The sequence below is a fragment of the Shinella sp. 838 genome, assembly GCF_029623935.1.
Classification (GTDB): Bacteria; Pseudomonadota; Alphaproteobacteria; order Rhizobiales; family Rhizobiaceae; genus Shinella.
This window is the reverse complement of the sequence record NZ_JARSBQ010000003.1, coordinates 475634-500723: the sequence shown is the minus strand read 5'-3', so window position 1 is coordinate 500723 and position 25090 is coordinate 475634. Positions and strand designations below refer to the sequence as shown.

At 63.7% G+C, this 25090-nt stretch carries 24 protein-coding genes; 3 read left to right on the top strand and 21 right to left on the bottom strand.

Annotation, left to right across the window (positions count from 1 at the left end; translation table 11 throughout):
• Nucleotides 1-126: 126 nt before the first annotated feature.
• The 19 genes from visN to P9A16_RS13850 form a co-directional block, all read right to left on the bottom strand.
• On the bottom strand, nt 127-870 hold the full coding sequence (gene visN / locus P9A16_RS13940; RefSeq protein ID WP_278025740.1) for a transcriptional regulator VisN: 744 nt from the start codon (nt 868-870) through the stop codon (nt 127-129).
• Between the two features lie 564 nt (nt 871-1434).
• Nucleotides 1435-3129 (bottom strand): flagellar basal-body MS-ring/collar protein FliF, encoded by a 1695-nt coding sequence (gene fliF, locus P9A16_RS13935; protein WP_023516891.1) that lies wholly within the window; start codon nt 3127-3129, stop codon nt 1435-1437.
• Between the two features lie 266 nt (nt 3130-3395).
• Nucleotides 3396-3785 (bottom strand): chemotaxis protein CheT, encoded by a 390-nt coding sequence (gene cheT, locus P9A16_RS13930; RefSeq protein WP_023516890.1) that lies wholly within the window; start codon nt 3783-3785, stop codon nt 3396-3398.
• Nucleotides 3786-3881: 96 nt separating this feature from the next.
• Nucleotides 3882-4436 carry a chemoreceptor glutamine deamidase CheD gene (gene cheD / locus P9A16_RS13925; protein WP_023514235.1) on the bottom strand — a complete coding sequence of 185 codons (555 nt, stop codon included), beginning with the start codon at nt 4434-4436 and terminating at the stop codon, nt 3882-3884.
• Nucleotides 4433-4822: a response regulator gene (locus P9A16_RS13920; protein ID WP_023514236.1), complete on the bottom strand. Its 390-nt coding sequence runs from the start codon at nt 4820-4822 to the stop codon at nt 4433-4435. The genes cheD and P9A16_RS13920 overlap by 4 nt, the downstream gene beginning before the upstream one ends.
• Entirely contained in the window at nt 4822-5880 is a 1059-nt protein-coding gene (cheB, locus tag P9A16_RS13915; protein ID WP_037407012.1) for a protein-glutamate O-methylesterase CheB, read from the bottom strand. The genes P9A16_RS13920 and cheB overlap by 1 nt, the downstream gene beginning before the upstream one ends.
• Nucleotides 5877-6782, bottom strand: a complete 906-nt coding sequence (gene cheR, locus P9A16_RS13910; protein ID WP_023513412.1) for a protein-glutamate O-methyltransferase CheR — start codon at nt 6780-6782, stop codon at nt 5877-5879. The genes cheB and cheR overlap by 4 nt, the downstream gene beginning before the upstream one ends.
• Complete coding sequence (locus P9A16_RS13905) at nt 6779-7246, bottom strand: chemotaxis protein CheW (protein ID WP_023513411.1); 468 nt, start codon at nt 7244-7246, stop codon at nt 6779-6781. Before P9A16_RS13905 ends, cheR begins: the two co-directional genes overlap by 4 nt.
• 6 nt (nt 7247-7252) lie before the next feature.
• Nucleotides 7253-9529 (bottom strand): chemotaxis protein CheA, encoded by a 2277-nt coding sequence (locus P9A16_RS13900; RefSeq protein ID WP_278025731.1) that lies wholly within the window; start codon nt 9527-9529, stop codon nt 7253-7255.
• Between the two features lie 25 nt (nt 9530-9554).
• Entirely contained in the window at nt 9555-9920 is a 366-nt protein-coding gene (cheY1, locus tag P9A16_RS13895; protein WP_024270516.1) for a chemotaxis response regulator CheY1, read from the bottom strand.
• A complete protein-coding gene (locus P9A16_RS13890) occupies nt 9917-10216 on the bottom strand; it encodes an STAS domain-containing protein (protein ID WP_024270517.1) in 300 nt (99 codons plus the stop codon). The genes cheY1 and P9A16_RS13890 overlap by 4 nt, the downstream gene beginning before the upstream one ends.
• A gap of 141 nt (nt 10217-10357) precedes the next feature.
• Nucleotides 10358-11959 (bottom strand): globin-coupled sensor protein, encoded by a 1602-nt coding sequence (locus tag P9A16_RS13885; RefSeq protein ID WP_278025739.1) that lies wholly within the window; start codon nt 11957-11959, stop codon nt 10358-10360.
• A 493-nt stretch (nt 11960-12452) separates the two neighbouring features.
• On the bottom strand, nt 12453-13814 hold the full coding sequence (locus tag P9A16_RS13880; RefSeq protein ID WP_023514588.1) for an FGGY-family carbohydrate kinase: 1362 nt from the start codon (nt 13812-13814) through the stop codon (nt 12453-12455).
• A gap of 4 nt (nt 13815-13818) precedes the next feature.
• The gene (gene rhaM, locus P9A16_RS13875) at nt 13819-14133 is read right to left on the bottom strand and encodes an L-rhamnose mutarotase (RefSeq protein ID WP_023514587.1); all 315 of its coding nucleotides are present in this window, start codon (nt 14131-14133) and stop codon (nt 13819-13821) included.
• A 3-nt stretch (nt 14134-14136) separates the two neighbouring features.
• Nucleotides 14137-15135 (bottom strand): ABC transporter permease, encoded by a 999-nt coding sequence (locus P9A16_RS13870; protein WP_023514586.1) that lies wholly within the window; start codon nt 15133-15135, stop codon nt 14137-14139.
• On the bottom strand, nt 15128-16114 hold the full coding sequence (locus P9A16_RS13865; RefSeq protein ID WP_037407014.1) for an ABC transporter permease: 987 nt from the start codon (nt 16112-16114) through the stop codon (nt 15128-15130). Before P9A16_RS13865 ends, P9A16_RS13870 begins: the two co-directional genes overlap by 8 nt.
• Nucleotides 16111-17607, bottom strand: a complete 1497-nt coding sequence (locus P9A16_RS13860) for a sugar ABC transporter ATP-binding protein (RefSeq protein WP_037407016.1) — start codon at nt 17605-17607, stop codon at nt 16111-16113. The genes P9A16_RS13865 and P9A16_RS13860 overlap by 4 nt, the downstream gene beginning before the upstream one ends.
• A gap of 219 nt (nt 17608-17826) precedes the next feature.
• The gene (rhaS, locus tag P9A16_RS13855; RefSeq protein WP_023514583.1) at nt 17827-18816 is read right to left on the bottom strand and encodes a rhamnose ABC transporter substrate-binding protein; all 990 of its coding nucleotides are present in this window, start codon (nt 18814-18816) and stop codon (nt 17827-17829) included.
• 34 nt (nt 18817-18850) lie between these two features.
• Nucleotides 18851-19663, bottom strand: coding sequence for a DeoR/GlpR family DNA-binding transcription regulator (locus tag P9A16_RS13850; protein ID WP_023514582.1), 813 nt, complete (start codon nt 19661-19663; stop codon nt 18851-18853).
• Between the two features lie 200 nt (nt 19664-19863).
• Here P9A16_RS13850 and P9A16_RS13845 point away from each other — a divergent pair, with 200 nt between their 5' ends.
• The 3 genes from P9A16_RS13845 to P9A16_RS13835 all read left to right on the top strand — a co-directional run bounded on the left by P9A16_RS13845 (nt 19864) and on the right by P9A16_RS13835 (nt 23609).
• Nucleotides 19864-21957 carry a bifunctional rhamnulose-1-phosphate aldolase/short-chain dehydrogenase gene (locus P9A16_RS13845; protein WP_023516432.1) on the top strand — a complete coding sequence of 698 codons (2094 nt, stop codon included), beginning with the start codon at nt 19864-19866 and terminating at the stop codon, nt 21955-21957.
• A 12-nt stretch (nt 21958-21969) separates the two neighbouring features.
• A complete protein-coding gene (rhaI, locus tag P9A16_RS13840; RefSeq protein WP_024270519.1) occupies nt 21970-23259 on the top strand; it encodes an L-rhamnose catabolism isomerase in 1290 nt (429 codons plus the stop codon).
• Nucleotides 23260-23354: 95 nt separating this feature from the next.
• Nucleotides 23355-23609, top strand: a complete 255-nt coding sequence (locus P9A16_RS13835; protein ID WP_024270520.1) for a GlsB/YeaQ/YmgE family stress response membrane protein — start codon at nt 23355-23357, stop codon at nt 23607-23609.
• A gap of 56 nt (nt 23610-23665) precedes the next feature.
• Here P9A16_RS13835 and P9A16_RS13830 read toward each other — a convergent pair whose 3' ends face one another.
• Both P9A16_RS13830 and P9A16_RS13825 read right to left on the bottom strand, forming a co-directional pair.
• A complete protein-coding gene (locus tag P9A16_RS13830; protein WP_023514123.1) occupies nt 23666-24697 on the bottom strand; it encodes a hydroxyacid dehydrogenase in 1032 nt (343 codons plus the stop codon).
• 54 nt (nt 24698-24751) lie between these two features.
• Entirely contained in the window at nt 24752-25030 is a 279-nt protein-coding gene (locus P9A16_RS13825; protein ID WP_037405160.1) for a hypothetical protein, read from the bottom strand.
• Nucleotides 25031-25090: the final 60 nt, after the last annotated feature.

Here is a 25090-nt window from a genome sequence, read left to right as displayed (position 1 = left end):
CCTGTCTGTTTGTTCTGCGCCGTTCCGGACGCAGAACCGCTCAAGCGCCTTGCTGTAATCGCGACGGCATGTTGTCTTGCCGCATTGTCCGGAGCCGAAGCCGTGCTGCTTCGACCGGAAATGCGTCTAGACGAGGCTGTTTCGAACGGCCCAGGCGATCGCTTCCGACCGCGTCTTTGTCGCGGTCTTGCGCATCACGCTGGTGATGTAGTTGTTGATCGTGTTGCGCGAAATACCGAGGATGACGGCGATTTCGTCGCTCGTCTTGCCTTCGGCGATCCAGTAGAGGCACTCGATCTCGCGCTCGGTCAGGTCCATCTCGCGATCGTGCCGGGCGATCACCCCCTGGCAGCAGACGCTGGCGAAATAGCCGGTCATGACGCCGACATCGCGCAACTTGCTTTGGGAGAGGATGAAATGCTCCGGGAAGAGCAGCAGGAGCGACATGCGCACCCGGCCGACCTGGAAGGCGATGACGCAGTATTCGCGGCTGACGCCGCTCGGCATGGCAATATCGTCAGCCATGTGATTGAAACAAGGTTTCAGCAGGCTGGGGCACTTGTCGAGTTCGCTCATGCGGGACTGGCTGGCGACGACGGCGCCGGCGATGCTGCGCACCAAGTCGAAAGGCCAGTCCGAGGCGACGACCGTCTCCATGCCCGCTTCGGGCGAGATGTCGTGCCGGACGAGAAGGTAGTGGGAGGCGCTGACATAGTCGGTCAGCGCCCTCAGACCGCAGGACAGGCCGGCGCGATCCGCACAGCGTCCCAGGTGTTGAACCAAAAGTTCACGCGCACTCTTACGCTCACCCGTCTCGGCAGAGAATCCATAGGATTCCCAGGCCGCGACATCCGACCGGATCGTTTCCATGATAGCCCCCTGTTCCGATTCCGAACGGAGATCCATGCCTCCTTCCCGTCAAAGGTTCGGAACCGTCCGAACCCCTTCCCGGTCAGGCCGCATCGGCAAGAATCACCAAGCGAATCAGTAACTAAAGTGTACATCGGCTATCGCTAAAAACCACCGCCATCTTCTCGGGATTTACTTTTGCCGGCTTCTGTGAGTCTGCACATGCAAGATGATTTGCTTTCCGGCGGCCGACATGAGACGAGGGGTTAAGCCATTGTTAACCATTAATTATTGGCACACTGCGATCGACACCGCAGAGAAAGACGCTGCTAATTCGTGGAAAAATTGCGATCCAGCGCCCAATCACTCAACCGGAGCGGCGATAAATTTTTTTCACCTATCACGCGCCCGTGAGCGCAAGCGCATGCGGCACCGGTGCCAACACGACAAAATTGCTGCAACGGGACTGAATGAGCGTTGCCGAAAAGCGACAGGCGGGCGTCAAAAACGGACATCGCCGTTTTTCGGCGCAAACGAAAACGCGGCCGTTTCCGGCCGCGTTGCTGTTCCTTCCGAGTGCCCTGTTCAGGCTGCTTCCTTCTCGGCCGACCACTTGCGCAGGATCTTCGCAGCGCGCTCCTCGCTGATCTCGACCATGCGGCCGAGGCGGCGCTCCGGACCTTCCTTGACACGGCGGTTGAAGGCACCGTCGCCATCGTCGCCGGCATTGAGCAGGTCGTCCGTGCTGTCGAAGCCGAAGTCCGCACCGAACCCATCCATGAGGGCCGCTCCGGGGCCGCCGGCGCCGGCGGCGGGAGAGAAGTCGGGCAGTTCGAGGCCACCCATGTCGCTGTCCAGCGCATTGGCCGAGGCACCGCCACCCGTGACCGAGCGAACCGCCGGACGAAGGCCGAACCAGACCACCACGAAGGCGACACCGAGGAAGGCGAGTGCGTTGATGATGCCGCCGAGATTGCGCGTCAGCACTTCCATGATGCCGGGACCTGCCACCGCCTCGTCGAGAAGCTGGTGATCGAGGAACTCCATGGCGGTGATGGTGATGACGTCGCCGCGCTCGGCATTGAGGCCTGCGGCGGACGAGACGATCTTCTGCATCTCCGCGACATAGGCATCGACCTTCGCCTGGTCGGCCGGCTCGCCCACCATGGCTGCGACACGGGCGCGATTGACCACGACGGCGACCGACAGCTTCTCGACCGTGTAGCTGTTGCGCATGGTGGCAACGGTCTTGCTGTTGATCTCGTAGTTGGTCTGCTCTTCCTTCTTGTCGGCCTCGTCACTCGACTGCGGACCGTTGGCACCGCCCTGGGGGCCGCCCTGCGGAATGTTCTGCTCGACGGTTGCGGCCTTGTTGTCGGCCTGCTGCTGCGACTTCTGGCTTTCGCGCGTCACCCGGACGGAGCGCTCGACGCGTGATTCCGGATCGTAGACCGTCTCCTGGATCTGCTGGGTATCCATGTTGAGCGCCGCGGTGACGCTGGCGCGGAAGTTGTCCATGCCGAGGAAGGGCGCGAGCGCCTTTTCGATGTTGCGCTCGACTTCGCTCTGCACGGTCTGTACGGCCGTCAGCGAACGGTTGATCGCGCCGTTCTCGGCATCGTCGCCGGAGGCGAGCAGCTGGCCGGCAGAATCGAGGATGGTAACGCCGTCGACCTCGAGGCCAGGAACGGAGGCGGCGACGAGGTGGCGGATCGCGGCGGCCGATTCACGGCCGGCCTGCGCGCTCGCACGGATCATGACGGAGGCGGTCGGCACCTGCTCGGCTTTGCGGAAGTTGCCGCGCTCCGGCATGACGATGTGCACGCGGGCGGCGGCGATGCCGCTGATCTGCTGGATGGTGCGGGCAATCTCGCCTTCGAGCGCCCGGACACGCGTTACTTCCTGCATGAACGAGGTAAGGCCGAGAGAGCCGACCTTGTCGAAAAGCTCGTAGCCGGAATTGGCGCTGTTCGGCAGACCGCGTTCGGCGAGATAGAGGCGCGCCTTGCCCGTCTGGCCGACCGGAACCTCGATGCTCGATCCATCCGTGCCGGTGTTGAAATCGATATTCGCTTCGGCGAGCGCCAGACTGATCTGGTTCGCATCGGTCTTTTCCAGACCGACATAAAGCGTCTCATAGGCGGGCTTGTTGACCAGGATCCCTGCGGCGAGCACGAGACCGATCGAGACGACGGCGGCTCCCGCCAGCATCGCGAGTTTCGCCTGCCCCAGCGAAGCCAGGTTCTTGTAGACTTTCGTCAACTGTTCCAACAGATTCATTCTGTTCCCGCACGGACTAGTCGCCTGGGCTCCGGCCAACATGCCGGCACGATCAGACGCATTTTCAATCTCGTGGGACGGAACCGGCACATTTCCGCACGCGCCGATCTGCCCCATGGAATACGCGGATCTAACTGATCCGGGCTGGAGACTAGACCGTGAAACTTGCGCGAGCATTTCGTTGCCGCGCGCCGGGCAAAAGCGGCAGAACGAAAGACGGCGCCTGGAGGGCGCCGTCGAACATTCTGATTATATTGGGAAATAGGCTAAAATGCCTCGAAATCGCCAGCAGCCTTGCCGAGCGGCTGGGAGTGGCCGTGGCGCATTCCGTTGCTCAGCGCCTTCTGCATGTCCGCAAGTTTCACCAGATTGAGCGCCGTCGTGACATCGACGATCCAGCTATCCGGAATGCTTGCAGTGATGGTGTCGATGAACTCGGCAAGCCCGCGCGTCTTCTGCACGGCAAGATCGATGCCCTGCAGCACCATCATGCGCTCGGCAGCATCCAGCACGGCATCGCCATGGATGCCGGCGAGCTGCGGTTCGATGCGTTCGATCAGATAGGCGACATCGTGCAGTTCGGACACGATCCGCATCAGGACATCCGGAAGGGCTTCCTCCATGGCAGGGACTGCACTCAGATACTCGGCTTGCATGGATTACCCTTTTCCCCGTACGAGGCCGTCACCCTCTGGGACGGCCGGCTACGCAACACTGTTCGTACTTTCGCGCCCTTGCGACGAAACCGCCGCTCAGAAGAATTCGATCGAGCTTTCGACAGGCTTGGCAACGGGTGCGGGCCGCTGCTCCAGTGCCACCGTCTTCTGCGTCTCGACGCCCGTCAGGGCATATTGCCGGGCCCGGCCGCTCGACGGCCAGTATTCCAGCTTCCGGCCGTGTTCGCCGCCGGTGCTTTCGCCAACGACCTTGATGCCTTCGTCCATCAGGAACTGCCGGGCAAAGCGCGCATTCTGCTCGCCGACATTGGAGAAACGCGCGATCGTCCTCGCCCCGCCGAAGATCTTCGCCTCCAGCCGGTCACGCCGCGCGCCCTGCTTCAGGAGGCCGTTGATCAGAAGCTCCATCAGGTGCACGCCGTAGCGCGTGGCGTCCCCCCCCGAGGCCATGGCTTCGGCCGAGCCGGGGAGCAGGAAGTGATTCATCCCCCCGACGCCAACGACCGGGTCGCGCATGCAGGCGGCCACACAGGACCCGAGAATGGTGGTGAGCACCACATTCGGGTCGTTGAGGACCTTGTATTCGCCCTGAATGACATGGACGCGGCGCGTCCCGGCGTCTGATATCATTTCAATGCCCCGAACACGGCTTCGATGGCCGCCTTCATCTTCTCGATGGTGAACGGCTTGGCGAGGACGTTGTTCGCACCGAGGGCCGCCGCCTTCTGCACCAGCGCACGGTCGCCCTGCGCGGTGAGGATGATGAAGGCCGCCTTCTTGGTGGTGGGGTTCGACCGCACCGCCTGAAGGAACTCGATGCCGTCCATCTTCGGCATGTTGAAGTCGGAGATGACGAGATGGTGCGGCTGCTGGGACATGATGGCCATGCCCTGCGCGCCGTCGCCGGCCGCCGTAATCTGCTTGAAGCCAAGCTGCTGCAGGGCATCGCCCAGAAGCAGGCGGCTCGTCACCTGATCGTCAACGATAAGAACTTTGATTTTTTCAGCGATAGACATTATTCGCTCCCTTCTCTACGGGCCGCAGTTATTTTCAAGACTTCCTCCCCGATGGAGGAGAGCGGAAACTGGTGTTCTACGGCGCCAAGCTCGAAAGCCACTCTCGGCATTCCATATACGACGCAGGTTTTTTCGTTCTGGCCGATGGTCCGCGCCCCTGCATGACGCATTTTCAACAGGCCGCTTGCCCCGTCCCGGCCCATGCCGGTGAGGATGACGCCGACGGCGTTCCGGCCGGCAAGCTCGGCCACCGAGTCGAACAGCACATCCACCGAAGGGCGGTGGCCGTTGACCGGATCCCGTTCCACCAGCCGGCAGCAGGGCGCATGCGGGTTGGCGATCTGGAGATGGCGTTCACCACCGGGAGCCAGATAGATTTTGCCGATCTCGAGCCGCGCACCGTCCGTCGCTTCCTGCACCACGGGAGCGCAGAGCCGGTTCAGCCGGTCGGCGAAGCTCTTGGTGAAGGTCGGCGGCATGTGCTGCGTGATCACCGTCGGCGGGCAGTTGACCGGGAACTTCTGCAGCACCGCGATCAGTGCCTCCACACCACCCGTCGATGCACCGATGGCGATCACACGCCGGCCGGGCTTGTAGGCGGCGACCGGATTGACGTTGGCAGCGGTCGGCGCGAGCGGCGGCACATCCGTACGGACCTGGCGGCGCTGCGAGCGGGCGGCGGCCTTCACCTTCTCGGCAAGGTCGCCGAAGGGACGGGCATCGCCCGGCTGCGGCTTGCCGACGCAATCGAACGCACCGATCTCCAGCGCCATCAGCGAGGCTTCGGCACCGCGATGGGTGAGCGTCGAGACCATGATGACCGGCATGGGCCGGAGCTTCATGATCTTGTCGAGGAATTCGAGCCCGTTCATGTTCGGCATCTCGATATCCAGCGTCACAACGTCGGGATTGAGCTGCTTGATCGCGTTGCGGGCTTCCATGGCGTCGCCGGCCTGCCCGATGACGTTAACGTCCGGGTCGGCATTGAGCACGGCCGTGATCAGGCCGCGCATGGTCGGCGAATCGTCGACAACGAGTACGCGCGCGGGTGCCATCATACGCTCCTCCTGTGCTTGCCGGTGTAGCGGTAGGTTGTGATACCGATATTGTCGAACTGGTTCTTCGCCTCGCCCGAGACGCGCTCGGAATGGCCGATATAGAGGTGGCCGTTATCGCCCAGCATGCCGGCGAAGCGCGACCAGATCTTCATCTGTGTCGGCTCGTCGAAATAGATGACGACGTTGCGGCAGAAGATGACGTCGAACGGCCCCTTGAACGGCCATTGGGCCATCAGGTTCAGCTCGTTGAAGGTGATGAGCCGCTTGACGCGGTCGTCGATCTGCCACTTCTGCCGGCCGGCTGCATCCGTTTCGCGGAAGAACTGCTTGCGCATGGCGGGGTTGACCGTTTCCAGCGCATTGGCGTCGTAGGCGCCGGCCCGGGCAATGGCGAGGATCTTCGGATCGATGTCCGTCGCGAGGATGCGGAAATCGTAGTCGGCGACGTTCGGCATCAGCGAGAGCACGGTAAGTGCAATCGAATAGGGCTCCTGCCCATCCGAACAGGCCGCCGACCAGATGCGCACGCGGCCGCCATTTCGGGCGCGGGCAAGAAGATCCGGCAGGACCTCGCTCTTCAGATGGTCGAAATGGTGGTTCTCGCGAAAGAAGCGCGTGAAGTTGGTCGTCAGGTGCGACAGCATTTCCTTGCGCGGACCGGCACCGGCCGGCGAGGAAACAAGCGCGCAATATTCCCGGAAACCCTTCAGGCCGAGCTGGCGAATATGCTTCGACAGGCGCGAATAGACGAGCGAGGCCTTGGTCTCGTTGAGGTAGATGCCGGCGTCCGCATAAATCATCGCCGCAATCTCGGAAAGGTCCTTGCGCGTCAGCGGGTATTCGCCGCTTGCCAGGCACTCATCGGGAGACTGCCGCGTGTCGATGGCCGAAGAATAGGTCATGCGGCTTCACTTTCCGTATGCGGGAACAGGGCGTCGAGTTCGATGAGGCAGATCATGCGCCCCTCGATGGCGAGGATGCCGCGGGCATAGGCTTTTGCCGCCTCGTTGGCGATGTCGGGCGTCGGCTGCATGTTTTCGTCGGTCACAGTCAGGATGTCGGAGACCGCATCCACGAGCAGGCCCACCACCCTCGCCCCGACCTGGGCGACGATGATGACATGCCGCACGGTCGGCTCGGCCGCCTTCATGCCAAGACGCAGCGACAGATCGACGATCGGCAGCACGGCGCCGCGCAGGTTGATGACGCCAAGCACATAGGACGGCGCATGCGGCATCGACGTCGCCGGGGTCCATCCACGGATCTCCCGGACAGACATGATGTTTACACAGAACTCCTGGTCACCGATCCTGAAGGCGATCAGTTCACGTCCGTGCGAAAGGTTCTTTACCGCGTACGTCGTCATGGCGTCTTAACCGGTGGCAGCAAGCGAGATGTCTTGTCTCAAGGACTGGCCGCGCGAGGCGGCAACCACCGCATCGACGTCCAGGATGAGGGCCACGCGGCCGTCGCCGAGAATGGTGGCGGCGGCGATGCCGGGCACGTGGGTGTAGTTGGCCTCCAGGCTCTTGATGACCACCTGGCGCTGGCCCTGGATGGCATCGACCATGAGGGCGCGCTGCCCGCCGCCTTCCGATTCGACGAGCAGAGCGACGCCCTCGATCGGATTGGCCTGCGTGGCGCGGAAATCGAGAATCCGGCCGACATCCACCAGCGGGCAGAAGGAATTGCGGATCGAGATGAGCCGCTGCGAGGCGCCGAAGGAGTGGATGGCCGAGGCTTCCGGCTGCAGTGTCTCGACGATGGCCGTCAACGGCACGACGAGCGTCTGGCCGGCGACCGTGACCACCATGCCGTCGAGCACGGCGAGCGTCAGTGGCAGGCTCATGGTGAAGACGGAGCCCTGCCCCGGCTTCGAGGAGATCGAGATGCGGCCGCCGAGCGCCTGGATGGAACGCTTGACGACGTCCATGCCGACGCCGCGGCCGGACAGGTCCGATACCTTGTCGGCGGTCGAGAAGCCGGCGTGGAAGATCAGGTTGTCGATTTCCTCATCCGAAAGATTTGCATCGGCTGCGATCAGGTCGTTGTCGATGGCCTTCTGGCGCACCTTCTCACGGTTGATGCCGGCGCCGTCGTCGGCAAGCTCGATGACGATGCGGCCCGAGCGGTGTTTTGCCGTGAGGCGAACCGTGCCTTCCGGGTTCTTGCCGAGCGCTTCACGCTTCTCCGGCATTTCGAGGCCGTGATCGACCGCGTTGCGGATCATGTGCGTCAACGGTTCCGCCAGCTTGTCGATGACGGTCTTGTCGACTTCGGTGTTCTCGCCCTCGGTGATAAGGCGGACCGACTTTCCGGTGATGTCGGCGATTTCGCGGACGGTACGCGCCATGCGCTGGAAGACCGGCTTCACCGGCTGCGCGCGGATGGCCATCACCGAATCCTGGATCTCGCGGGTGAGCTGCTGCAGCTCCTCGAGACCCATATTGATGGAGGACGTGCCGTTGGTGTCGTTCTCCACGACGCTCTGCGAGAGCATCGCCTGGTTGATGACGAGTTCGCCGACGAGGTTGATCAGGCGGTCGACGCGGTCGAGATCGACGCGGATCGTCTGGCCGGCGGCGGCGGCCTGGTTGGCCTGGGCGGCGCTGGCGGCGGATGCGGCAGCGGCCTTGGCGTTTTCGGCCGCGCGGCTTGCGACCTGCGACACCTTGGTGGCGGTCTCGGCCGCGGCAACGGCCGCGGCGGCATCGCTCTCCATGACGGCCGGCTCCTCGACGGCAGGCCCGCCTTCGTCGAGGATCGAGAGATCGAAGGGAACCGGCTGCATCGGCAGCTCTTCGTCGTCGGCGGCATCGCCGACCATTTCTTCCTCGATCGTGTGGATGTCGAGGTCGCAATCCCATTCGGCGAATTCGAAGACGGAGCGCACACCGTCTTCACCCTTGTCCGTCGTGACCGAGATCTTCCAGGAGAAGTAGGCTTCCTCCGGGTTCATCTTGTCGAGCGGCGGCAGGCTGTCCATGTCGCAATAGACACTCATCTCGCCGAGGCGGGAGACGTCGCGCAGGAGGAGCACGGCCTCGTTGCCCTTGGCGTAGAGATCCTTCTTCGGCTTGAAGACGACCTGGCAGGTCGGCACGTAGTGATCGGCAGGCTCGTCGTCGAAATCACCGAAGGAGAAGGGGATCGGCTGGAAACCCTCGTCGTTGACCGCGGGCTTTTCGACGACCGGTGTCGGCGCGGCCGCCCTGGGGGCAGCGGCTGCGGGTTTTGGCGCAGGCGCTTCGGCAGCGGCCGGGGCTTCGCCATGGGCAAGCGCCTCGAGTTCGCGGATGAGGGTCCGGCTGCGGGCCTCGTCGACGCTTCCGCCGTCACGGGCCGCATTGGTCAGATCCGCCAGGACATCGGCGGACTTCAGCATGACCTTCAAGACGTCCTGGGTGGGCTCCAGCTTGTTGGATCGAACGCAATCCAGTGTCGTCTCGAACACATGGGCGAAGGAGACGAGATCGTCGAGGCCGAAGGCACCGGCACCGCCCTTGATCGAGTGCACGGCGCGGAACACGGCATTCACCGTTTCCGGGTCGCGGTCGCCGTCGTTCAGCTTCAAGAGGCCTGATTCCAGTTCCGCGAGCTGCTCCTCGCACTCCTGGAAAAAGATCTCTTTGATTTCGTTCATATCCATCGGGAGCAATCCTGGATTCGTGAATTTAGGCGGTTACGCGCTCAATTGCGTCGATCAGCTTGGTCGGATCGAAAGGCTTGACGATCCAGCCCGTGGCACCGGCCTGGCGTGCGCGGTTCTTCTTCTCGGCATCGCTTTCGGTGGTCAGCACGAGGATCGGGATCGCCCGGTACTTCTCGTTGCGGCGTACACCCTCGATGAAGCCGAAACCGTCGAGGCGCGGCATGTTGATGTCGGTGACGATAACGTCTGGGTTGGCGTTTTCCAGCACTTCCAGACCCTCGACGCCGTCTTCGGCCTGGATGGTCTCGAAGCCTGCATTGTTGAGCGTGACCAGAAGCATGTTCCGGATCGTCCGGGAATCATCCACGGTCAGGACTTTTTTCTTCATTGCCTAGCCTCCTGTGCCAGCAAGTGATCAATATTCACACCGATAAGTTGCATTGTCTTCATGAAAGGGTCGGACACCTTGCCGAAGGTAAAAGGCTGCCTGTCCTCTTCCCAGCTCTTGGCGCCAGCCATCAGGACCTGGGCGCAGAGCGCGCCGACGCGCTCGACCGCCGAGGCGTCGATGACGAGCGGACTGCCCTTGAGGCCCATGAGCTGCTGGTGCAGCGCCGTCGCCTCGTTGAGATCGAGAACGGGGGCAAGGCTTAAACTTTTCTGAGCGGCTTTCTTGCTCGCCATTACCGTGTTCCTTGTTTGAAACAGTCTCTGCGTCTCACCAAAATCGCCGCTCCGCTGTCCGGAGCGACGGGCGGATGACTTCCTTCCGAAATCCGGCTGCGCGCCGTCGAAAACCAGTGCCGTGGCCGTCTTGCCGCCATCTCAACCTCCAAAGCCGACGGCGCGGGCCGTCAGAAATTCGAGGGGAGAGGTCTCCGTCTCGCCGCGTTCCGGTACCGCGCGCGTTTGCGCGGAAACAGGCTGTACCGGACGGCGCAGATCACGCTGCGCGGAAACGTGGAACTCGCGGACCGTGCGGCCGAGTTCGAGAATGACCTTGTGCAGGTCGCCACCGGCGTTGCCGACGCGGCCCGCATCCGCGGCATCCGCCTCAAGCGCGCGGCCGGCACGACCGATATCGGCCGTTACGCCGTCGAGCCCTTCGGCATCGGCCGCACTTTCACGCACGATGCCGGTAATGGCTTCGTTGATGCCCTCGACCTGGCGCACGATGTTGCCGATCGCATCCTGGGTGCGATGCACATGCTCGACGCCAGTTTCGACCTGCGCCTTGGTGCCTGTCACGAGCTGCTTGATCTCGCGCGCCGCATCCGCCGAACGCTGGGCAAGCGCCCGCACTTCCTGTGCGACGACGGCAAAGCCGCGGCCGCTGTCGCCGGCGCGCGCGGCCTCGATGCCGGCATTGAGCGCCAGAAGATTGGTCTGGAAGGCGATCTCGTCGATGACGCCGATGATCTGGCCGATCTTTTCCGCCGAAGCCTCGATATCCGCCATGGCCGACATCGCCTCGCCGACGATGCTGCCGGAAAGGGCCACCGAAGCCTGCGTGGCGGCGGCGGCGGACTGCGCCTTGCGCGTCTCGCCGAGCGTCTGGCGCACGCGCTCGACGATGGTGCCGAGCGCATTGGCCGTCTCGATCAGGTTCGCCGACTGCTCAGCCGAGCGAGCCGAGAGCGCGCCGGCACCGGAGGCGAGCGTGCCGACGAGACGATCGCTTTCGCTCGCCCGGTCGGCGGCGGACGTGAGGCGGGACTGGATCTCGTCGAGCGCGCCGTTCAGCGTCTCGGCCATGTCGCGCCAGGCATCCGGCATCTCGCCGGAAACGCGGGCGGAGAAATCAAGTGCGGAAAGGCTGCGGATCGTCTCGCCGAAGACGCGGTCGAGTTCGGCGCGGTCCTGCTGTCTTTGTTCACCGAGGGCGCGGTGGTGGGCGTGGCGCAGCTCGTTGAAACGCAGCGAAACGCCGATCTCCGCATCGACCATCGCCGTGCGGAGAAAAGCGGAGATGAGGTCGGTCAATTCCTGCCGGCGGGCTTTTCCCGCACCGGGCAGGATGGATTTCGGCCAATATTCCTCGATGAGGCCGTTGACGACCGTCTCGACGACGATCGAATGGCCGGCGATGCGCCAGCGCGGGTCAAGGCCCATCTGGCTTTCGCTGTCAGCGAGGACTTTCACACGCTCTGCATAGAGGCCGTCGAACCGCGCGTCGGTCAGGACGCTCCAGTGGGAACTCTGGAGGTCATGCAGCCGGTCGATCTGGCGCTCGCTCTGGAAATGGCGGGCGGCATCGGGAAAGGTCTGGAAACGCTGGAAGAGGTCGCGGAGCGCCGTTTCGACATGCCGTTCGAGCGTCTGGCGATGGCGGCGGAGGGTATCGCCCTGGGCGGCCTCGACGCCGGCAAAGCGCAAACGGTCGCGCAGGCTGGCCGCCTGTCCCGTTCGAGCCTGTTCTGCCGGCATTTCCTGCACGCGTATGCTCCCAAACCCATGACGCCCGGCAGCCCTTGGGGCAGCCGCTGAACTTTCGCATGGAGAGGCGGTGGCCGAAGCCGTGGCCAGCCGACGATCCATGATCGAATTCTGTGAAACTCGAATACCGGCTCAGATCCGGTACGGCGGTTCGGCATCATGCCTGGGTGAGAAACGGCGAATTTCCCATTCCGACGTGTAGTCCCAATGTTTATGGTTAATTCCTTGCCTGAAGGTTAATGGTTCATGGCCTGCTTATGGCTTTGCTAAAATTAAAACGACCCGACGTAGCGTCAGCCTCGCACAAGCTCGCGCGCGTAGGGTGGAAGCATAGACTGACAATGATGTCAGGAGGAACGGACAATGATTGTTCTGGCACTGGGCGCCATCGTGATTGCTTCCGCAACGCTCGCCGCCATCTACCTGCTGCTCGATATCGATGCGGGCCGCGTGCCGGCCAAGGTCCGGGTTTTCTGAGCGGTCTTCACCCTTCGCAAGCGAGCTTGCGCCAGCGCGCCGCATAATCCGCCGCGCCCTCGGGCAAATTGTCCTCTACCGACGCCATTGCGGGCTCCGGCGCCCTGCCCACGGCAAGGCAGGCCGCGCCGACACTCGTGCCCGTCGCGCTGCCGCCGGAGAGCACCGCGCGCCCCGTCGCCACCTCCAGCATGATCAGGAACGCCCGGTTGGCCGCAAACGGCCCCTCGACGATGACAGATCCTTCCGCGCCGATCAGATCGAGGCAGGTCGCCGTCATCAGGGCGAGGTGAAAGGCGATGACAGCCTGGGCCGCATCCTCGCCCAGATCCTCGCGCGGCACGGTCCAGGTTGCCCTGCGGCCGGGGAATGGCCCGGATTCCGCCGGCAGCGACGGCAGCAGCATGGCACCGCTGCGAAAAACCTCGACGATGGCAGCGGATGGCAGATCGCCGGACTTGCCACCGAGCACGGAGAAGGCCCGGCCGCCCATGAAGCGGGCAGACGGCACCGGATCGCCGAGTGCGTTGACGTTGATCAGCGTATCGCGTGCCTCGTCCAGCGCGACCGGCCGCGCGCCGATCGCCATCACCACCACCCAGGTGCCGGTGGAGACGACGGCATAGGGCCCCGTGCGGGTCAGCACGTAGGGCAGCAGCGAGGCGTTGGAATCATGGATGCCGCAATGAACGGGCACATCCGGCTTGATGCCCGTCGCCGCCGCGATCTCCGGAAGGATCGGGCCGAGCACGTCGCCGGCCTTGCGGACCGGCGGCATCAAGCGCGTCCAGCCCTGGCTTTCCACAAGGCTGGAGAAGCGGCCCTTGCGCGGCTCCCAGAGATCGGCGTGGCAGCCGAGCGACGTCACCTCGCTGGCAGCGATGCCGGTGAGGCGGAAGGACCAGTATTGCGCATACATCAGCAGCCAGCGCGTTTTGGCAAAAGCGTCCGGAAACGCCTTCGACTGCCAATAGACTTGCAGGCCGGCGTTGAGCCCAACGGGCAGGACAGGCGTCCCGCTGTCTTCAAAGCGCGGGCGGATGGCGCGGTATGCTTCCGCAACCGCCTGCGGGCCGTCATGCTCGTAGTCCAGCACCGGCAGGACGAGGTCGCCGTCCTCCCCGACCAGCGCGACGGTCGCGCCATGCGTGGTGACCGAGATGGCATCGATCGGGCGCTCGCGGCCCAGCGCGGCAAAACTTTCCAGAAGAAAGGCCCAGAGCTTTTCCGTGTCGAAATGCGGATAGGGCGCGGCGTTCACCACGCCGTTCGGCATGGTGCGGGCGGCGACCTCGCGAAAATCCTCGCCATCGACGAGCACCACCTTGGCGTTCGTCTTGCCAATATCAACGACGGCGATGGTCTTCATCGGCTCATTCCATATGGAAGACGGTGACGAGCGGCACGGCGACGGGTTCGTTGTCCGGCTTCGTCTCCATGATATCGGCCATATGCACCCACCAGCGCTGCATGACGGGATGGTTGGGCAAGTCCGCCATCGCGTGGTCGTCGCGCCGCCAGAGTACGCCGAAGAGCAGGTTCGTCTCCTCGTCGAGATGGATGGAATAGTCGGAAATGCCCGCCCCCTTCAAAAGCGCTGACAGTTCCGGCCAGATCGCATCGTGCCGTGCCTTGTATTCGGCTGCCATGCCGGGGTTCAGCCGCATGCGAAACGCGTATTTTTCCATGGCTCAACGGCTCCCGCGAAAACGCCGGTAGAGGATCGGCAGCGCGATGACGGAGATCAAGAGCAGGCCGATGAAGATCGACATGACGATGCCGGGCACATTGAGCAGGCCGAAGCCGAAGGTGACCATGCCCATGATCAGCGCCGCCAGCACCACGCCGGGGATGGTGCCCGAGCCGCCAAGGATGTTGACACCGCCGAGCACGACCATCGTCACCACCTCCAGCTCCCAGCCAAGCGCGATCGAGGGCCGCGTCGAGCCGAGGCGCGCGGTGAGGCAGATCGAGGCGATCGCCGCCATCAGGCCGGTCAACAGGAAGAGCACGAATCTCACCCGGCCGACGCGCACACCGGAGAACAGCGCAGCCGTCTGGTTGTTGCCGATGGCGTAGACGGCGCGGCCGAAATTCGTCTTGTGCAGCACCACGCCGTAGATGACGGCGAGTGCCGCGAAGAGGCAGAACTCGAACGAGAAGACCCACCAGACATAGCCCTGTCCGAACCACGAGAAGCTGGCCGGATAGCCGGTGAACGCCTGGTCGCCGAGGATGACGAAGGAAAGGCCGCGGAAAAGGCTCATCGTGCCGATCGTCACGACGATGGAGGGCAGGCCAAGGCCGGTGACCAGCAGGCCGTTGAACGCCCCGCAAAGGAGGCCGGCGGCAAGGCCGATCAAAACCAGCGCCGGCGTGTCGAAGCCGAGCTGCACGGCGAAGCCCATCACGGTGGAGGTGAGCGCGATGATCGAGGCGACGGAGAGGTCGATTTCGCCCGAAATGATGACCAGCGCCATGGCGAAGGCGATCATCGCCTTTTCTGTGAAGTTGAAGGTCGCGTCGGACAGGTTCCACGGATCGAGGAAATAGGGCGAGGCGAAGGAATTGACGAGGAAGATCGCCAGCGCCACGGCGACGAGCAGCGTTTCCCAGCTTTTCACAAGGCGGGCGCCGCGGCCTTCCAGCCGGTCAGGGATGTGGCGCGCCACCATCGGGGTCTCAGCCATGGGCCGCCTCCGCTTTCCTGAGGATCACCCGGCCCTTGCGCTTTTCAGCGCGGGCGTTCACGGCGACGGCGATGATGATGACCGTGCCTGAAATCGCCATCTGGGCGAAGGGCGAGATGTTGATGACGGGCAGCGCATTCTTGATGACGCCGAGGAACAGCGCGCCGAGCACCGCCCCGCCGACCGAGCCGATGCCGCCGGCGATCGACACGCCGCCGATGACGCAGGCCGCAATGATATCGAGTTCGAAGCCGGCCGCGATATCGACATAGGCAACCGCATAACGCGAGACCCAGAGATAGCCGGAGAGGCCGGCGAGCGTGCCGGACAGGCAATAGGCAAGAAAGCGCGTGCGGCCGACATCGATGCCAGTATAGACGGCGGCATGCGGATTGCCGCCGACGGCGAAGAAGGCCCGGCCGAGCGGCGTCAAGCGCATCACCACGAGCATCAGCGCGACGATGACCAGCGACAGCCAGGAGAGCAGCGGAAAGCCGAGCAGCGTCGTGCGCGGCAATGCCTTGAAGGCGTCGCTCATCTGGTGCGCATTGATCCAGGCGCCGCCGGAGAGGAGGAAGATCAGGCCGCGATAGATGGTGAGCGTGCCGAGCGTCACGACGATGGGCGGGATATCGAGTTTCCAGACAAGCAGGCCGTTGACCGAGCCGAGTAGCGCGCCGAGCGCCATGGCGACAAGGATGATCAGCGGGATCGGCAGGCCGGGCATGGCGGCATTGATCATCGCCGCAACCATGCCCGATAGGGCAAGATTCGCCGCCATCGAGAGGTCGATGCAGCGCGTCAGGATGACGGCCATCTGGCCGAGCGCGAGGATGATCAGGATCGACGTGTCATTATAGACATTGGCGAGATTGCCCGGCGTCACGAAGGGCGGGAAACGGAGGGCGATCAGCGTCACCAGCGCGAGGATCGCGACGACCAGCAGCATTTCGCGGTTCTTCAGCAAAAGCTTCATCACGCGGCCTCCTCGATGCCGGCAGCGGCGCGCACCAGCTTTTCCGCCGTCAGATCCGCGCGCTCGAAACGGCCGGCGATGCGGCCCTCGCGCATGACGATAACCCGGTCCGCCATGCCCATGATCTCCGGGATTTCCGAGGAGACCATGATGACGCTGAGGCCCGAGGCGGCCAGTTCGCTCATGAAGGCATGCACGGCGGCCTTGGAGCCGATGTCGATGCCCTTGGTTGGCTCGTCGAGGATGATGACTTTCGGCCGCGTGGCCAGCCACTTGGCGATCACCACCTTCTGCTGGTTGCCGCCGGAGAGCGTGCCGACATCCTGGTCGAGCGAGGCGGCGCGCAGATCGAGCCGCGCGGTGTATTCCCGCGCCAGGGCGAATTCCGCCGCCATGCGCAAAAAACCGGAGCGCGAGGTGCGCGAGAGCGAGGGCAGCGTGACGTTCTGGAAGATCGGCAGGCCGATGATCGCACCCTGCCGGCCGCGCTCCTCCGGCACATAGACGATGCCGGCTTCGATGGCTTCCGCCGGCGAGCGGATGACCTTGATCTCGCCATGCAGTCTTATCGCGCCGGCCGACGGTTTCGTGACGCCGATCAGCGCCTGCATGAATTCCGAACGGCCCGCCCCGACAAGACCGTAGAAGCCGAGGATCTCGCCGCGACGCAGCTCGAAATTGATGTCCTCGAATTCGGTCGGGTGGCGGTAGCCGGAAACGGTGAGAACAGGCTCGCCTATGGCGACATCCTGCTTCGGGAAAACCTGGCCGACGTCGCGGCCGACCATCTGGCGCACCAGATCGTCCTGCGTCACCTCCGAAATCAGCCCCTCGCCCACCATGCAGCCATCTCGAAACACCGTGTAGCGATCGGCGATGCGGAAAATCTCGTCGAACTTGTGGCTGATGAAGAGGATCGCCTTGCCGTCGGCCTTCAGCCGGTCGACCAGGTCGTAGAGTTCGTGGATTTCCTTGTGCGAAAGGGCCGCCGTCGGCTCGTCCATAATGACGACGCGGGCGTCGATGGAGAGCGCGCGGGCGATGGCGACGAGGTGCTTGCTGGCGATGCCGAGATCGCGCAGGCGGATCGACGGATCGAGATCGGCACCGACGCGGGCAAGCAGCGCGCGGGCGTTCGCGTTCATCGTCTTCCAGTCGAGAAGGCCGAAGCGGGTGCGGGGGGCATGGCCCAAAAAGATGTTCTCGGCGACCGACAGTTCGTCGAACAGCACGGTTTCCTGATGGATGGCGGTGACGCCGGCTTTCGCCGCGGCGTTGGCGGTCGGGAAATGGGTTTCCACACCGTCGACGCGGATGGTGCCCTCATCGGGCTGGTAGATGCCGGTGAGGATCTTGACCAGCGTCGACTTGCCCGCCCCGTTCTCGCCGACCAGCGCCGTCACCGAGCCCGGATAGAGCGCGAGCGAGACCTCGGCGAGCGCGCGCACGCCGGGGAAACTCTTCGAAATCCCCTCGAGTGCGATGGCGGGCTTCATCCGCGATGTGGTCGTGTCCTGCAGCAAGTCTCGGTCCACCGGTTGGATTGTCGTGCTCGTTCGCGAGCATAGCGGGGGGAATTGCCCCTCACCCTAGCCCTCTCCCCACAGGCGGGGAGAGGGAACAGAGGCGGTGCGGCCAGGTTTCCTTCTCCCCGTTTACGGGGAGAAGGTGGCCGGCAGGCCGGATGAGGGGCAGTCTCCAGTCAGAACGCCAGATCAGAAGATCTTGGCGAATTCCTCGACGTTCTTGGCATCATAGACGAACGGATCGGCCATGGCGCCTTCGTTGTTGTCGTCGAGCTTGACGGTGCCCATGCGGCCCATCTTGAGTTCCGCGCCGGGCTTGGCTTCCGCGCCGCCGATCAGGTCGTAGGCGATCATCGTCGCCGAATAGCCGAGATCGATCGGGTTCCAGATCGCGAAGGATTTGGAGGCGCCGGATTTCACATGGCCGGCCATCTCCGAGGGCAGGCCGAGGCCGGTGACGTTGATCTGGCCGATCTTGCCGGCATCGGTGACGGCCTGCGCGGCGGCGACGATGCCGACCGACGTCGGCGCGATGATCGCCTTCAGGTTCGGATGCGACTGGATGAGCCCCTGCGTCTCGCGATAGGACTTGTCGGCAAGGTCGTCGCCATAGACGGTGGCGACCACGTTGATGCCCTTGTAGTTGCCGAGCACCTTGTTCATTTCGGCGATCCAGGTGTTCTGGTTCGTCGAGGTGGCGGTCGCCGAGAGCACGGCGACGTCGCCGCCCTCGGGCAGGTTGTCGGCGGCGAGCTTGATGATCATGTTGCCGATCAGCGGGTTCGACGACGGGTTGAGGTGCATCGAGCGGCCCTCGGGCGCGACGCCCGAATCCCAGGAGATGACTTTGATACCGCGGTCCATCGCCTTCTTGAGGGCCGGCACCAGCGCATTGGTGTCGTTGGCCGAAACGGCGATGGCGTCGACCTTCTGGGCGATCAGCGAATTGATCACCTCGATCTGGCCTTCCGCGGTCGTCGTCGTCGGGCCGGTATAGATGACCTCGACGTCACCGAGTTCCTTGGCGGCTTCCTGGGCGCCCTTGTTGGCCGCCTCGAAGAAGCCGATGCCGAGCGCCTTGACGACGAGGGCGATCTTTTTCGTTTCCGCCTGCGCGGTGTTGGCGATCAGCGCGACCGAAACGGCCGCCGTCATGAGCAGTGTCTTCAGAATTTTCACGACTTCTCCTCCCAGTGAAATCAAAACTCCGGCCTCACGCCGAAGAGGGTGCATTCCCAGTCTTGGTGTCGGCCTGGACATTCGCGACGATCAGGTTGACGCCGGCCTGCTCCAGCATCGCGGCGTCCCTGTCCTCGATGCCCGAATCCGTGATGATGGTGGCGATGCGCTTCAGCCCGCACAGGATGAGGCTGGAGCGTTTTCGGAATTTCGTGGAGTCGACCAGCACGACCAGCTCGTCCGCCTGGTCGATCAGTTTCTGCTCCGCCTGGATCAGCAGCGGGTCGGCCTCCATCAGGCCGAGAGGCCCGAGGCCCTGCGCGCCCATGAACATGCGGCGCGCATAGAAATTGCGCGTCACATCGTTGTCGAAGGGGCTGAGCACGATGTTCTGCTCGCGGTAGATCGTGCCGCCGGACAGCATGATCGTGTTCTTCGAGTGTTTCAGCAGGTGCTCGGCGATGTTGAACGAGTTGGTGAAGACCTGCATGCGGCGGTTGGTCAGGAAATGCACCATCTGGAACGTGGTGGTGCCGCCGTTGATGATGATCGGATCGCCGTCCTCGCAGAGCGCCACCGCCTCTTTCGCGATCGCCTGTTTCTGGCGGGTGTTGAGCGTCTCGTTGACCGTGAAGGGCCGGCCGGCGAGGCCGACGAACTGCGGCGGATGCAACGCCTCCGCCCCGCCGCGCACCCGGCGCAGCTTCTTCTGCACATGCAGCGCCGCGATGTCGCGCCGGATCGTCGCCTCGGAACTGTCGGTCAGGTCCACCAGCTCGGGCACGGTGACCACAGGCTTTTCCTGAACCGCGGACAGAATGATCCGATGTCTTTCCTTCTCGTGCATGGCTCCTCCAGTGCTGGCAATGCTTCCATCAGGATCGCGCAATGTCAATCATGATCAATCATGTTTTTTCATTGTGCAGCGCAATATGATTGTTTTTGATCGTTTCTGATTGACATCGGCGACGCTCTCATGTGATCTGAAAGCATGCCTTCAAGCGCGGCGATAGCCTTGCGCCTAGGAAATACCGGGAGGAAATGCCGATGCTGGAGAAGAACCAGGGCGCACGCCTTGCCAACCTGTGGGATGACGCCAGGGCGTCGACGATGAGCGAAGCCGAGCGGCTGCTCTATCGCTCCAACCTGCTGGGTTCCGACAAGCGCATCACCAATTACGGCGGCGGCAACACCTCGGCGAAGGTGATGGAGACGGATCCGCTCGGTGCCGGCGCAGTCGAGGTGCTCTGGGTCAAGGGGTCGGGCGGCGATGTCGGCACGATCAGGATGGACGGCTTCGCCACGCTCTACATGGACAAGCTCAACGCGCTGAAGGGGCTTTACCGCGGCGTTGAGCATGAGGACGAGATGGTGGGTTACCTGCCCCATTGCACCTTCAACCTCAACCCGCGCGCCGCCTCGATCGATACGCCGCTGCATGCCTATGTGCCGAAGAAACATGTCGACCACATGCATCCGGACGCGATCATCGCGATTGCCGCCGCAAAAAACAGCCGCGAGCTAACGCGGAAAATCTTTGGCGACGACATCGGCTGGCTGCCGTGGAAGCGGCCGGGTTACGAGCTGGGCCTGTGGCTCGAAACATTCTGCCTGGACAATCCCGGCGCGCGCGGCGTGGTGCTGGAAAGCCATGGCCTCTTCACCTGGGGCGATACGGCCCGGGAATGCTACGAGACGACGGTCGAGATCATCAACAAGGCGATCGGCTGGTTCGAGGAAAACAACGTGGCTCCCGCCTTCGGCGGTGCGGTGAAGCCGGTGCTTCCCGCCACGGAACGTCGCGCGATTGCGGAAAAGCTGATGCCGGTCATCCGCGGCATGATCGGCCGGGACGAGAAGAAGGTCGGCCATTTCGACGATGGTGAGGCCGTGCTCGATTTCGTGACCTCGAAAAACCTTGCGCCGCTGGCGGCCCTCGGCACGAGCTGCCCGGATCATTTTTTGCGCACGAAGATTCGCCCGCTGGTCGTCGATTTCGACCCGGCAGAGCCGGATATCGACAGGACGCTTGCCGGCCTTGCCGATGCGATTGCCGCCTACCGCGCCGACTACGCGGCCTACTATGAGCGCTGCAAGCGGGACAACAGCCCGGCGATGCGCGATCCGAATGCCGTGGTCTATCTGGTGCCCGGCGTCGGCATGATCACCTTCGCCAAGGACAAGGCAACGGCGCGCACTTCCGGCGAATTCTATGTCAATGCGATCAATGTGATGCGCGGCGCTTCCGGCGTTTCCGATTATGTCGGCCTGCCGGAGCAGGAGGCCTTCGACATCGAATACTGGCTGCTGGAGGAGGCGAAACTCCAGCGCATGCCGAAGCCCAAGAGCCTGGCCGGCCGCATCGCGCTCGTCACGGGCGGGGCCGGCGGTATCGGCAGGGCGACCGCGGAGCGGCTGATGGCGGAGGGCGCCTGCGTGGTGCTCGCCGATATCGACGAGGCGGCGCTCGCCGCGGCGGAAAACGAGCTTGCCGGCCGCTACGGCAGGGATGTCGTGCGCTCGGTTTCGATGAACGTCACCGACGAAGCGCTCGTCGAAAAGAGTTTTGCCGACACGCTGGTGGAATTCGGCGGCCTCGACATCCTCGTCTCCAATGCCGGCCTCGCCTCTTCGGCGGTCATCGAGGACACGACGCTGGAGCTGTGGAACAAGAACATCGGCATTCTCGCGACGGGCTATTTCCTTGTCTCGCGCGAGGCGTTCCGCATCTTCCGCCGGCAGAAGGCGGGCGGCAACGTGGTCTTCGTCGCCTCCAAGAACGGCCTTGCCGCCTCCCCCGGCGCCTCGGCCTATTGCACGGCGAAGGCCGCGGAAATCCACCTTGCCCGGTGCCTGGCGCTGGAAGGCGCTTCGGAACAGATCCGCGTCAATGTGGTGAACCCGGACGCCGTGCTGCGCGGCTCGAAGATCTGGACCGGTGAATGGAAGGAGCAGCGCGCCGCGACCTACAAGACGGACGATCTCGAAGCGCATTACCGCGAGCGGTCCATGCTGAAGCTCTCGGTCTTTCCGGAGGATATCGCGGAAGCCATCTACTTCCTCGCCTCCGACATGTCGGCGAAATCGACCGGCAACATCATCAATGTCGACGCGGGCAATGCCCAGTCCTTCACGCGCTGAGGAATTTTGCCGATGACGATGATTTCCGAAGACGTTGTTTCGCGCGAAAACGACAAGCGGGTCGCCGATCTCAAGAGCGACTACGCGCATCTCGGCACACAGCTTGCCCGCCGCGGTGTCGATATCGATGCGGTGAAGCGAAAGGTCGCGGCCTATGCGGTGGCGGTGCCCTCCTGGGGCGTCGGCACCGGCGGCACGCGGTTTGCGCGTTTTCCCGGCGAGGGCGAACCGCGCAACATCTTTGACAAGCTGGAGGATTGCGCCGTCATCCAGGAACTGACCCGCGCCACGCCGACCGTCTCGCTGCACATCCCCTGGGACAAGGTGACGGACCTCAAGGCGTTGAAAGAAAGGGGCCATGCCCTCGGCCTCGGCTTCGACGCGATGAACTCCAACACCTTTTCCGATGCGCCGCAGCAGGAGCATTCCTACAAGTTCGGCTCACTGTCGCACGCCAATGCCGCGACGCGCCAGCAGGCCGTCGAGCATAATCTGGAATGCATCGCCATCGGCAATGCGCTCGGCTCCAAGGCGCTGACGGTGTGGATCGGTGACGGCACGAACTTTCCAGGGCAGGCGAATTTCACGAAAAGTTTTGAGCGCTATCTCGACGCGATGAAGGCCATCTACAAAGAGCTGCCGGAGGATTGGCGGCTGTTTACCGAGCACAAGATGTATGAGCCGGCCTTCTATTCCACCGTCGTGCAGGACTGGGGCACGAACTACCTCATCGCACAGGAGCTCGGCCCGAAAGCCCATTGCCTCGTCGACCTCGGCCACCATGCGCCGAACGTCAACATCGAGATGATCGTCGCCCGGCTGATCCAGTTCAGGAAGCTCGGCGGCTTCCATTTCAACGATTCGAAATATGGCGACGATGATCTCGACACCGGCTCGATCGATCCCTATCGCCTCTTCCTCGTCTTCAACGAGCTGGTGGATGCGGAAGTGCGGCAGACCGAGGGGTTTTCGCCGGCGCATATGCTCGACCAGAGCCACAATGTCACCGACCCGATCGAGAGCCTGATGCGCAGCGCCATGGAGGTCTGCCGCGCCTATGCGCAGGGCCTCATCGTCGATCGCGCGGCGCTCGCCGGTTACCAGGAGACGAACGACGCGCTGATGGCCTCAGAGACGCTGAAGGCCGGTTTTCGCACCGATGTCGAGCCGATCCTCGCCATGGCGCGGCTGGAGACGGGCGGCGCGATCGATCCGGTCGCGACGTTTCGCGCCGCCGGTTACCGGGCGAAGGTGGCGAGCGAACGGCCGGCGGTGGCAGGCGGCGGCGGCGGCATCGTCTGACACCGCGGAAGAGAAGTTTTCAGCCCCTCTTGCTTTCCGGAAAACGGCTGCCAGATTGAACAGGGACAGAATGAGACTGTCTAAGGGAGCATCGTATGGGCATTGAAAGCATTCTCGTTTTCCTCATCGTAGGCGCGATTGCGGGCTGGCTGGCCGGCCTCATCGTTTCGGGCTTCGGCTTCGGCCTGATCGGCAACATCGTCGTCGGCATCGTCGGCGCCTTCATCGCCGGCTATCTCTTTCCGGCCATCGGCGTCAGCCTCGGCAGCGGCATCATCGCCGCGATCATTCATTCCACGATCGGCGCGGTGATCCTGCTCGTGCTCATCAAGGTCATCAAGCGCGCCTGATCGCACGCCATGAAAGCGAAAAGGCCGTGGCGGTTCCCCGCCACGGCCTTTTCGTTTCAGTTGACGCTCACCGGCTTGGAGCGCATGCGCGAGACCGTCTCACGCTCGGCCCGCTTGCAGCGCATCGGCGGCAGGCCGCGATCCATCAGCGCCATATCCTCCAAGACCATGTCACCCATCTTCTTGAAAGCGCTGTCCAGCGCACCCGCGCGGTGGGCCGAGCGGACGAAGCCCTTCAGCCGGCGCACGGGATGGTCCGCCGGCAGCGGCTCCTCCGGATAAACGTCGCTTGCCGCAACGATATGGCCGGTCTCGACCGCCGCCATCAGCGCCGGGAAATCGACGACGTCTGCCCGGCTGAGCAGGATGAAGGCCGCGCCCTTGCGCATCGAGGCAAAGGCCTCCGCCCCGAGAAAACCCTTGTTCTCGCTTGTCACGGAGGCGACGACGAAAACAAAGTCGCTCATGGCCAGCACCTCGGAAAGCGAGGCGGGCTCGACCCCGACATCCCGCAGCATCGAGGGCGGCAGCCAGGGATCGAAGACACGGATTTTCGCGCGGAAGCCCGAGAGCACGCGGTTCAGCGCCCGGCCGAGATCACCGAAGCCGACGATGCCGATCTCGGAGCCGGAGAGGAGGCGCGCGGACCGGTTGCCGTCCCCGCCCCACAATTCCGTCCCCTCGCGGAAGGCGACATCGGCGTCGATCACGCCGCGGGCAAGGTTCAGCGCCATGGCAAGGCCGAGTTCGGCCACCGGCTCGGCAAAGACCTGGCCAGTGGTGACGACATGGATGCCGCGCTCGAACAGAACCTCATAGGGCATGTTGTTGAGGAGATTGCTCTCGACATTGAGGATCGCGCGCAGGTTCGGCATGCGCGCCAGCGTTTCGGCGGAAAGCGGCGGCTGTCCGAGGATATAGCGCGCCTGGCCGAGCACCGCGTCGCCAAGCCCGGCTATGTCTTCGGGATCGGCCTCGACAATACGATAGGCCCGGCGCAAAGCGGCCTCTGCCGCCGGGGTGAAGATGAGGTCCAGCGTGCGCGGTTCGGGCGCGCTGATCACCAGCGGCAGGCTTTCGTCGGTCATGGCTCCTCCGGATGAACGACCCCGGCCGGAACGGTCGGGGCATGAAAGGGCGCGCTACCAGTCGTAGCCGCGCAGGCTCCGCTCGCGCGACAGCGGCAGATAGCTGCCGCTCGAGGTCACACCGCCACGCGTACAGTTGTAGACCGTATGGCCCCATTGGCGTTTCGTGCTGTTTTCCGGCGGCGGCACATAGTGCGGGGAGCAGGAGACCGCTTCCTCGGCCTCGTCCTGCTCGGTCGTCACGACGCCAGGCAGATCATGGAAAACCTGTGCGCTGGCTACGGGCGTAAGCAGCATCGCGGCAAGAGCGGCAAGGACCAATCGTTTCGTCATGTCATCTTTCGGCAGCGGGGCCGATCCTTCGCAATCCATAAAGAAGTACCGCAGGCCGGA

What these genes read in the sequence shown, in the direction of transcription:
- P9A16_RS13835 (WP_024270520.1), top strand. Translation starts at nt 23,355, where the DNA reads ATGGGCATTGAAAGCATTCTCGTTTTCCTCATCGTAGGCGCGATTGCG.
- fliF (WP_023516891.1), bottom strand. Translation starts at nt 3,129, where the DNA reads ATGAATCTGTTGGAACAGTTGACGAAAGTCTACAAGAACCTGGCTTCG.
- cheR (WP_023513412.1), bottom strand. Translation starts at nt 6,782, where the DNA reads ATGACCTATTCTTCGGCCATCGACACGCGGCAGTCTCCCGATGAGTGC.
- P9A16_RS13845 (WP_023516432.1), top strand. Translation starts at nt 19,864, where the DNA reads ATGCTGGAGAAGAACCAGGGCGCACGCCTTGCCAACCTGTGGGATGAC.
- P9A16_RS13900 (WP_278025731.1), bottom strand. Translation starts at nt 9,529, where the DNA reads ATGGATATGAACGAAATCAAAGAGATCTTTTTCCAGGAGTGCGAGGAG.
- cheD (WP_023514235.1), bottom strand. Translation starts at nt 4,436, where the DNA reads ATGATATCAGACGCCGGGACGCGCCGCGTCCATGTCATTCAGGGCGAA.
- rhaM (WP_023514587.1), bottom strand. Translation starts at nt 14,133, where the DNA reads ATGGAAAAATACGCGTTTCGCATGCGGCTGAACCCCGGCATGGCAGCC.
- P9A16_RS13860 (WP_037407016.1), bottom strand. Translation starts at nt 17,607, where the DNA reads ATGAAGCCCGCCATCGCACTCGAGGGGATTTCGAAGAGTTTCCCCGGC.
- P9A16_RS13885 (WP_278025739.1), bottom strand. Translation starts at nt 11,959, where the DNA reads ATGCCGGCAGAACAGGCTCGAACGGGACAGGCGGCCAGCCTGCGCGAC.
- P9A16_RS13905 (WP_023513411.1), bottom strand. Translation starts at nt 7,246, where the DNA reads ATGACGACGTACGCGGTAAAGAACCTTTCGCACGGACGTGAACTGATC.
- cheT (WP_023516890.1), bottom strand. Translation starts at nt 3,785, where the DNA reads ATGCAAGCCGAGTATCTGAGTGCAGTCCCTGCCATGGAGGAAGCCCTT.
- P9A16_RS13870 (WP_023514586.1), bottom strand. Translation starts at nt 15,135, where the DNA reads ATGGCTGAGACCCCGATGGTGGCGCGCCACATCCCTGACCGGCTGGAA.
- rhaI (WP_024270519.1), top strand. Translation starts at nt 21,970, where the DNA reads ATGACGATGATTTCCGAAGACGTTGTTTCGCGCGAAAACGACAAGCGG.
- P9A16_RS13825 (WP_037405160.1), bottom strand. Translation starts at nt 25,030, where the DNA reads ATGACGAAACGATTGGTCCTTGCCGCTCTTGCCGCGATGCTGCTTACG.
- P9A16_RS13830 (WP_023514123.1), bottom strand. Translation starts at nt 24,697, where the DNA reads ATGACCGACGAAAGCCTGCCGCTGGTGATCAGCGCGCCCGAACCGCGC.
- P9A16_RS13890 (WP_024270517.1), bottom strand. Translation starts at nt 10,216, where the DNA reads ATGGCGAGCAAGAAAGCCGCTCAGAAAAGTTTAAGCCTTGCCCCCGTT.
- P9A16_RS13920 (WP_023514236.1), bottom strand. Translation starts at nt 4,822, where the DNA reads ATGTCTATCGCTGAAAAAATCAAAGTTCTTATCGTTGACGATCAGGTG.
- visN (WP_278025740.1), bottom strand. Translation starts at nt 870, where the DNA reads ATGGAAACGATCCGGTCGGATGTCGCGGCCTGGGAATCCTATGGATTC.
- P9A16_RS13880 (WP_023514588.1), bottom strand. Translation starts at nt 13,814, where the DNA reads ATGAAGACCATCGCCGTCGTTGATATTGGCAAGACGAACGCCAAGGTG.
- cheY1 (WP_024270516.1), bottom strand. Translation starts at nt 9,920, where the DNA reads ATGAAGAAAAAAGTCCTGACCGTGGATGATTCCCGGACGATCCGGAAC.
- P9A16_RS13850 (WP_023514582.1), bottom strand. Translation starts at nt 19,663, where the DNA reads ATGCACGAGAAGGAAAGACATCGGATCATTCTGTCCGCGGTTCAGGAA.
- cheB (WP_037407012.1), bottom strand. Translation starts at nt 5,880, where the DNA reads ATGATGGCACCCGCGCGCGTACTCGTTGTCGACGATTCGCCGACCATG.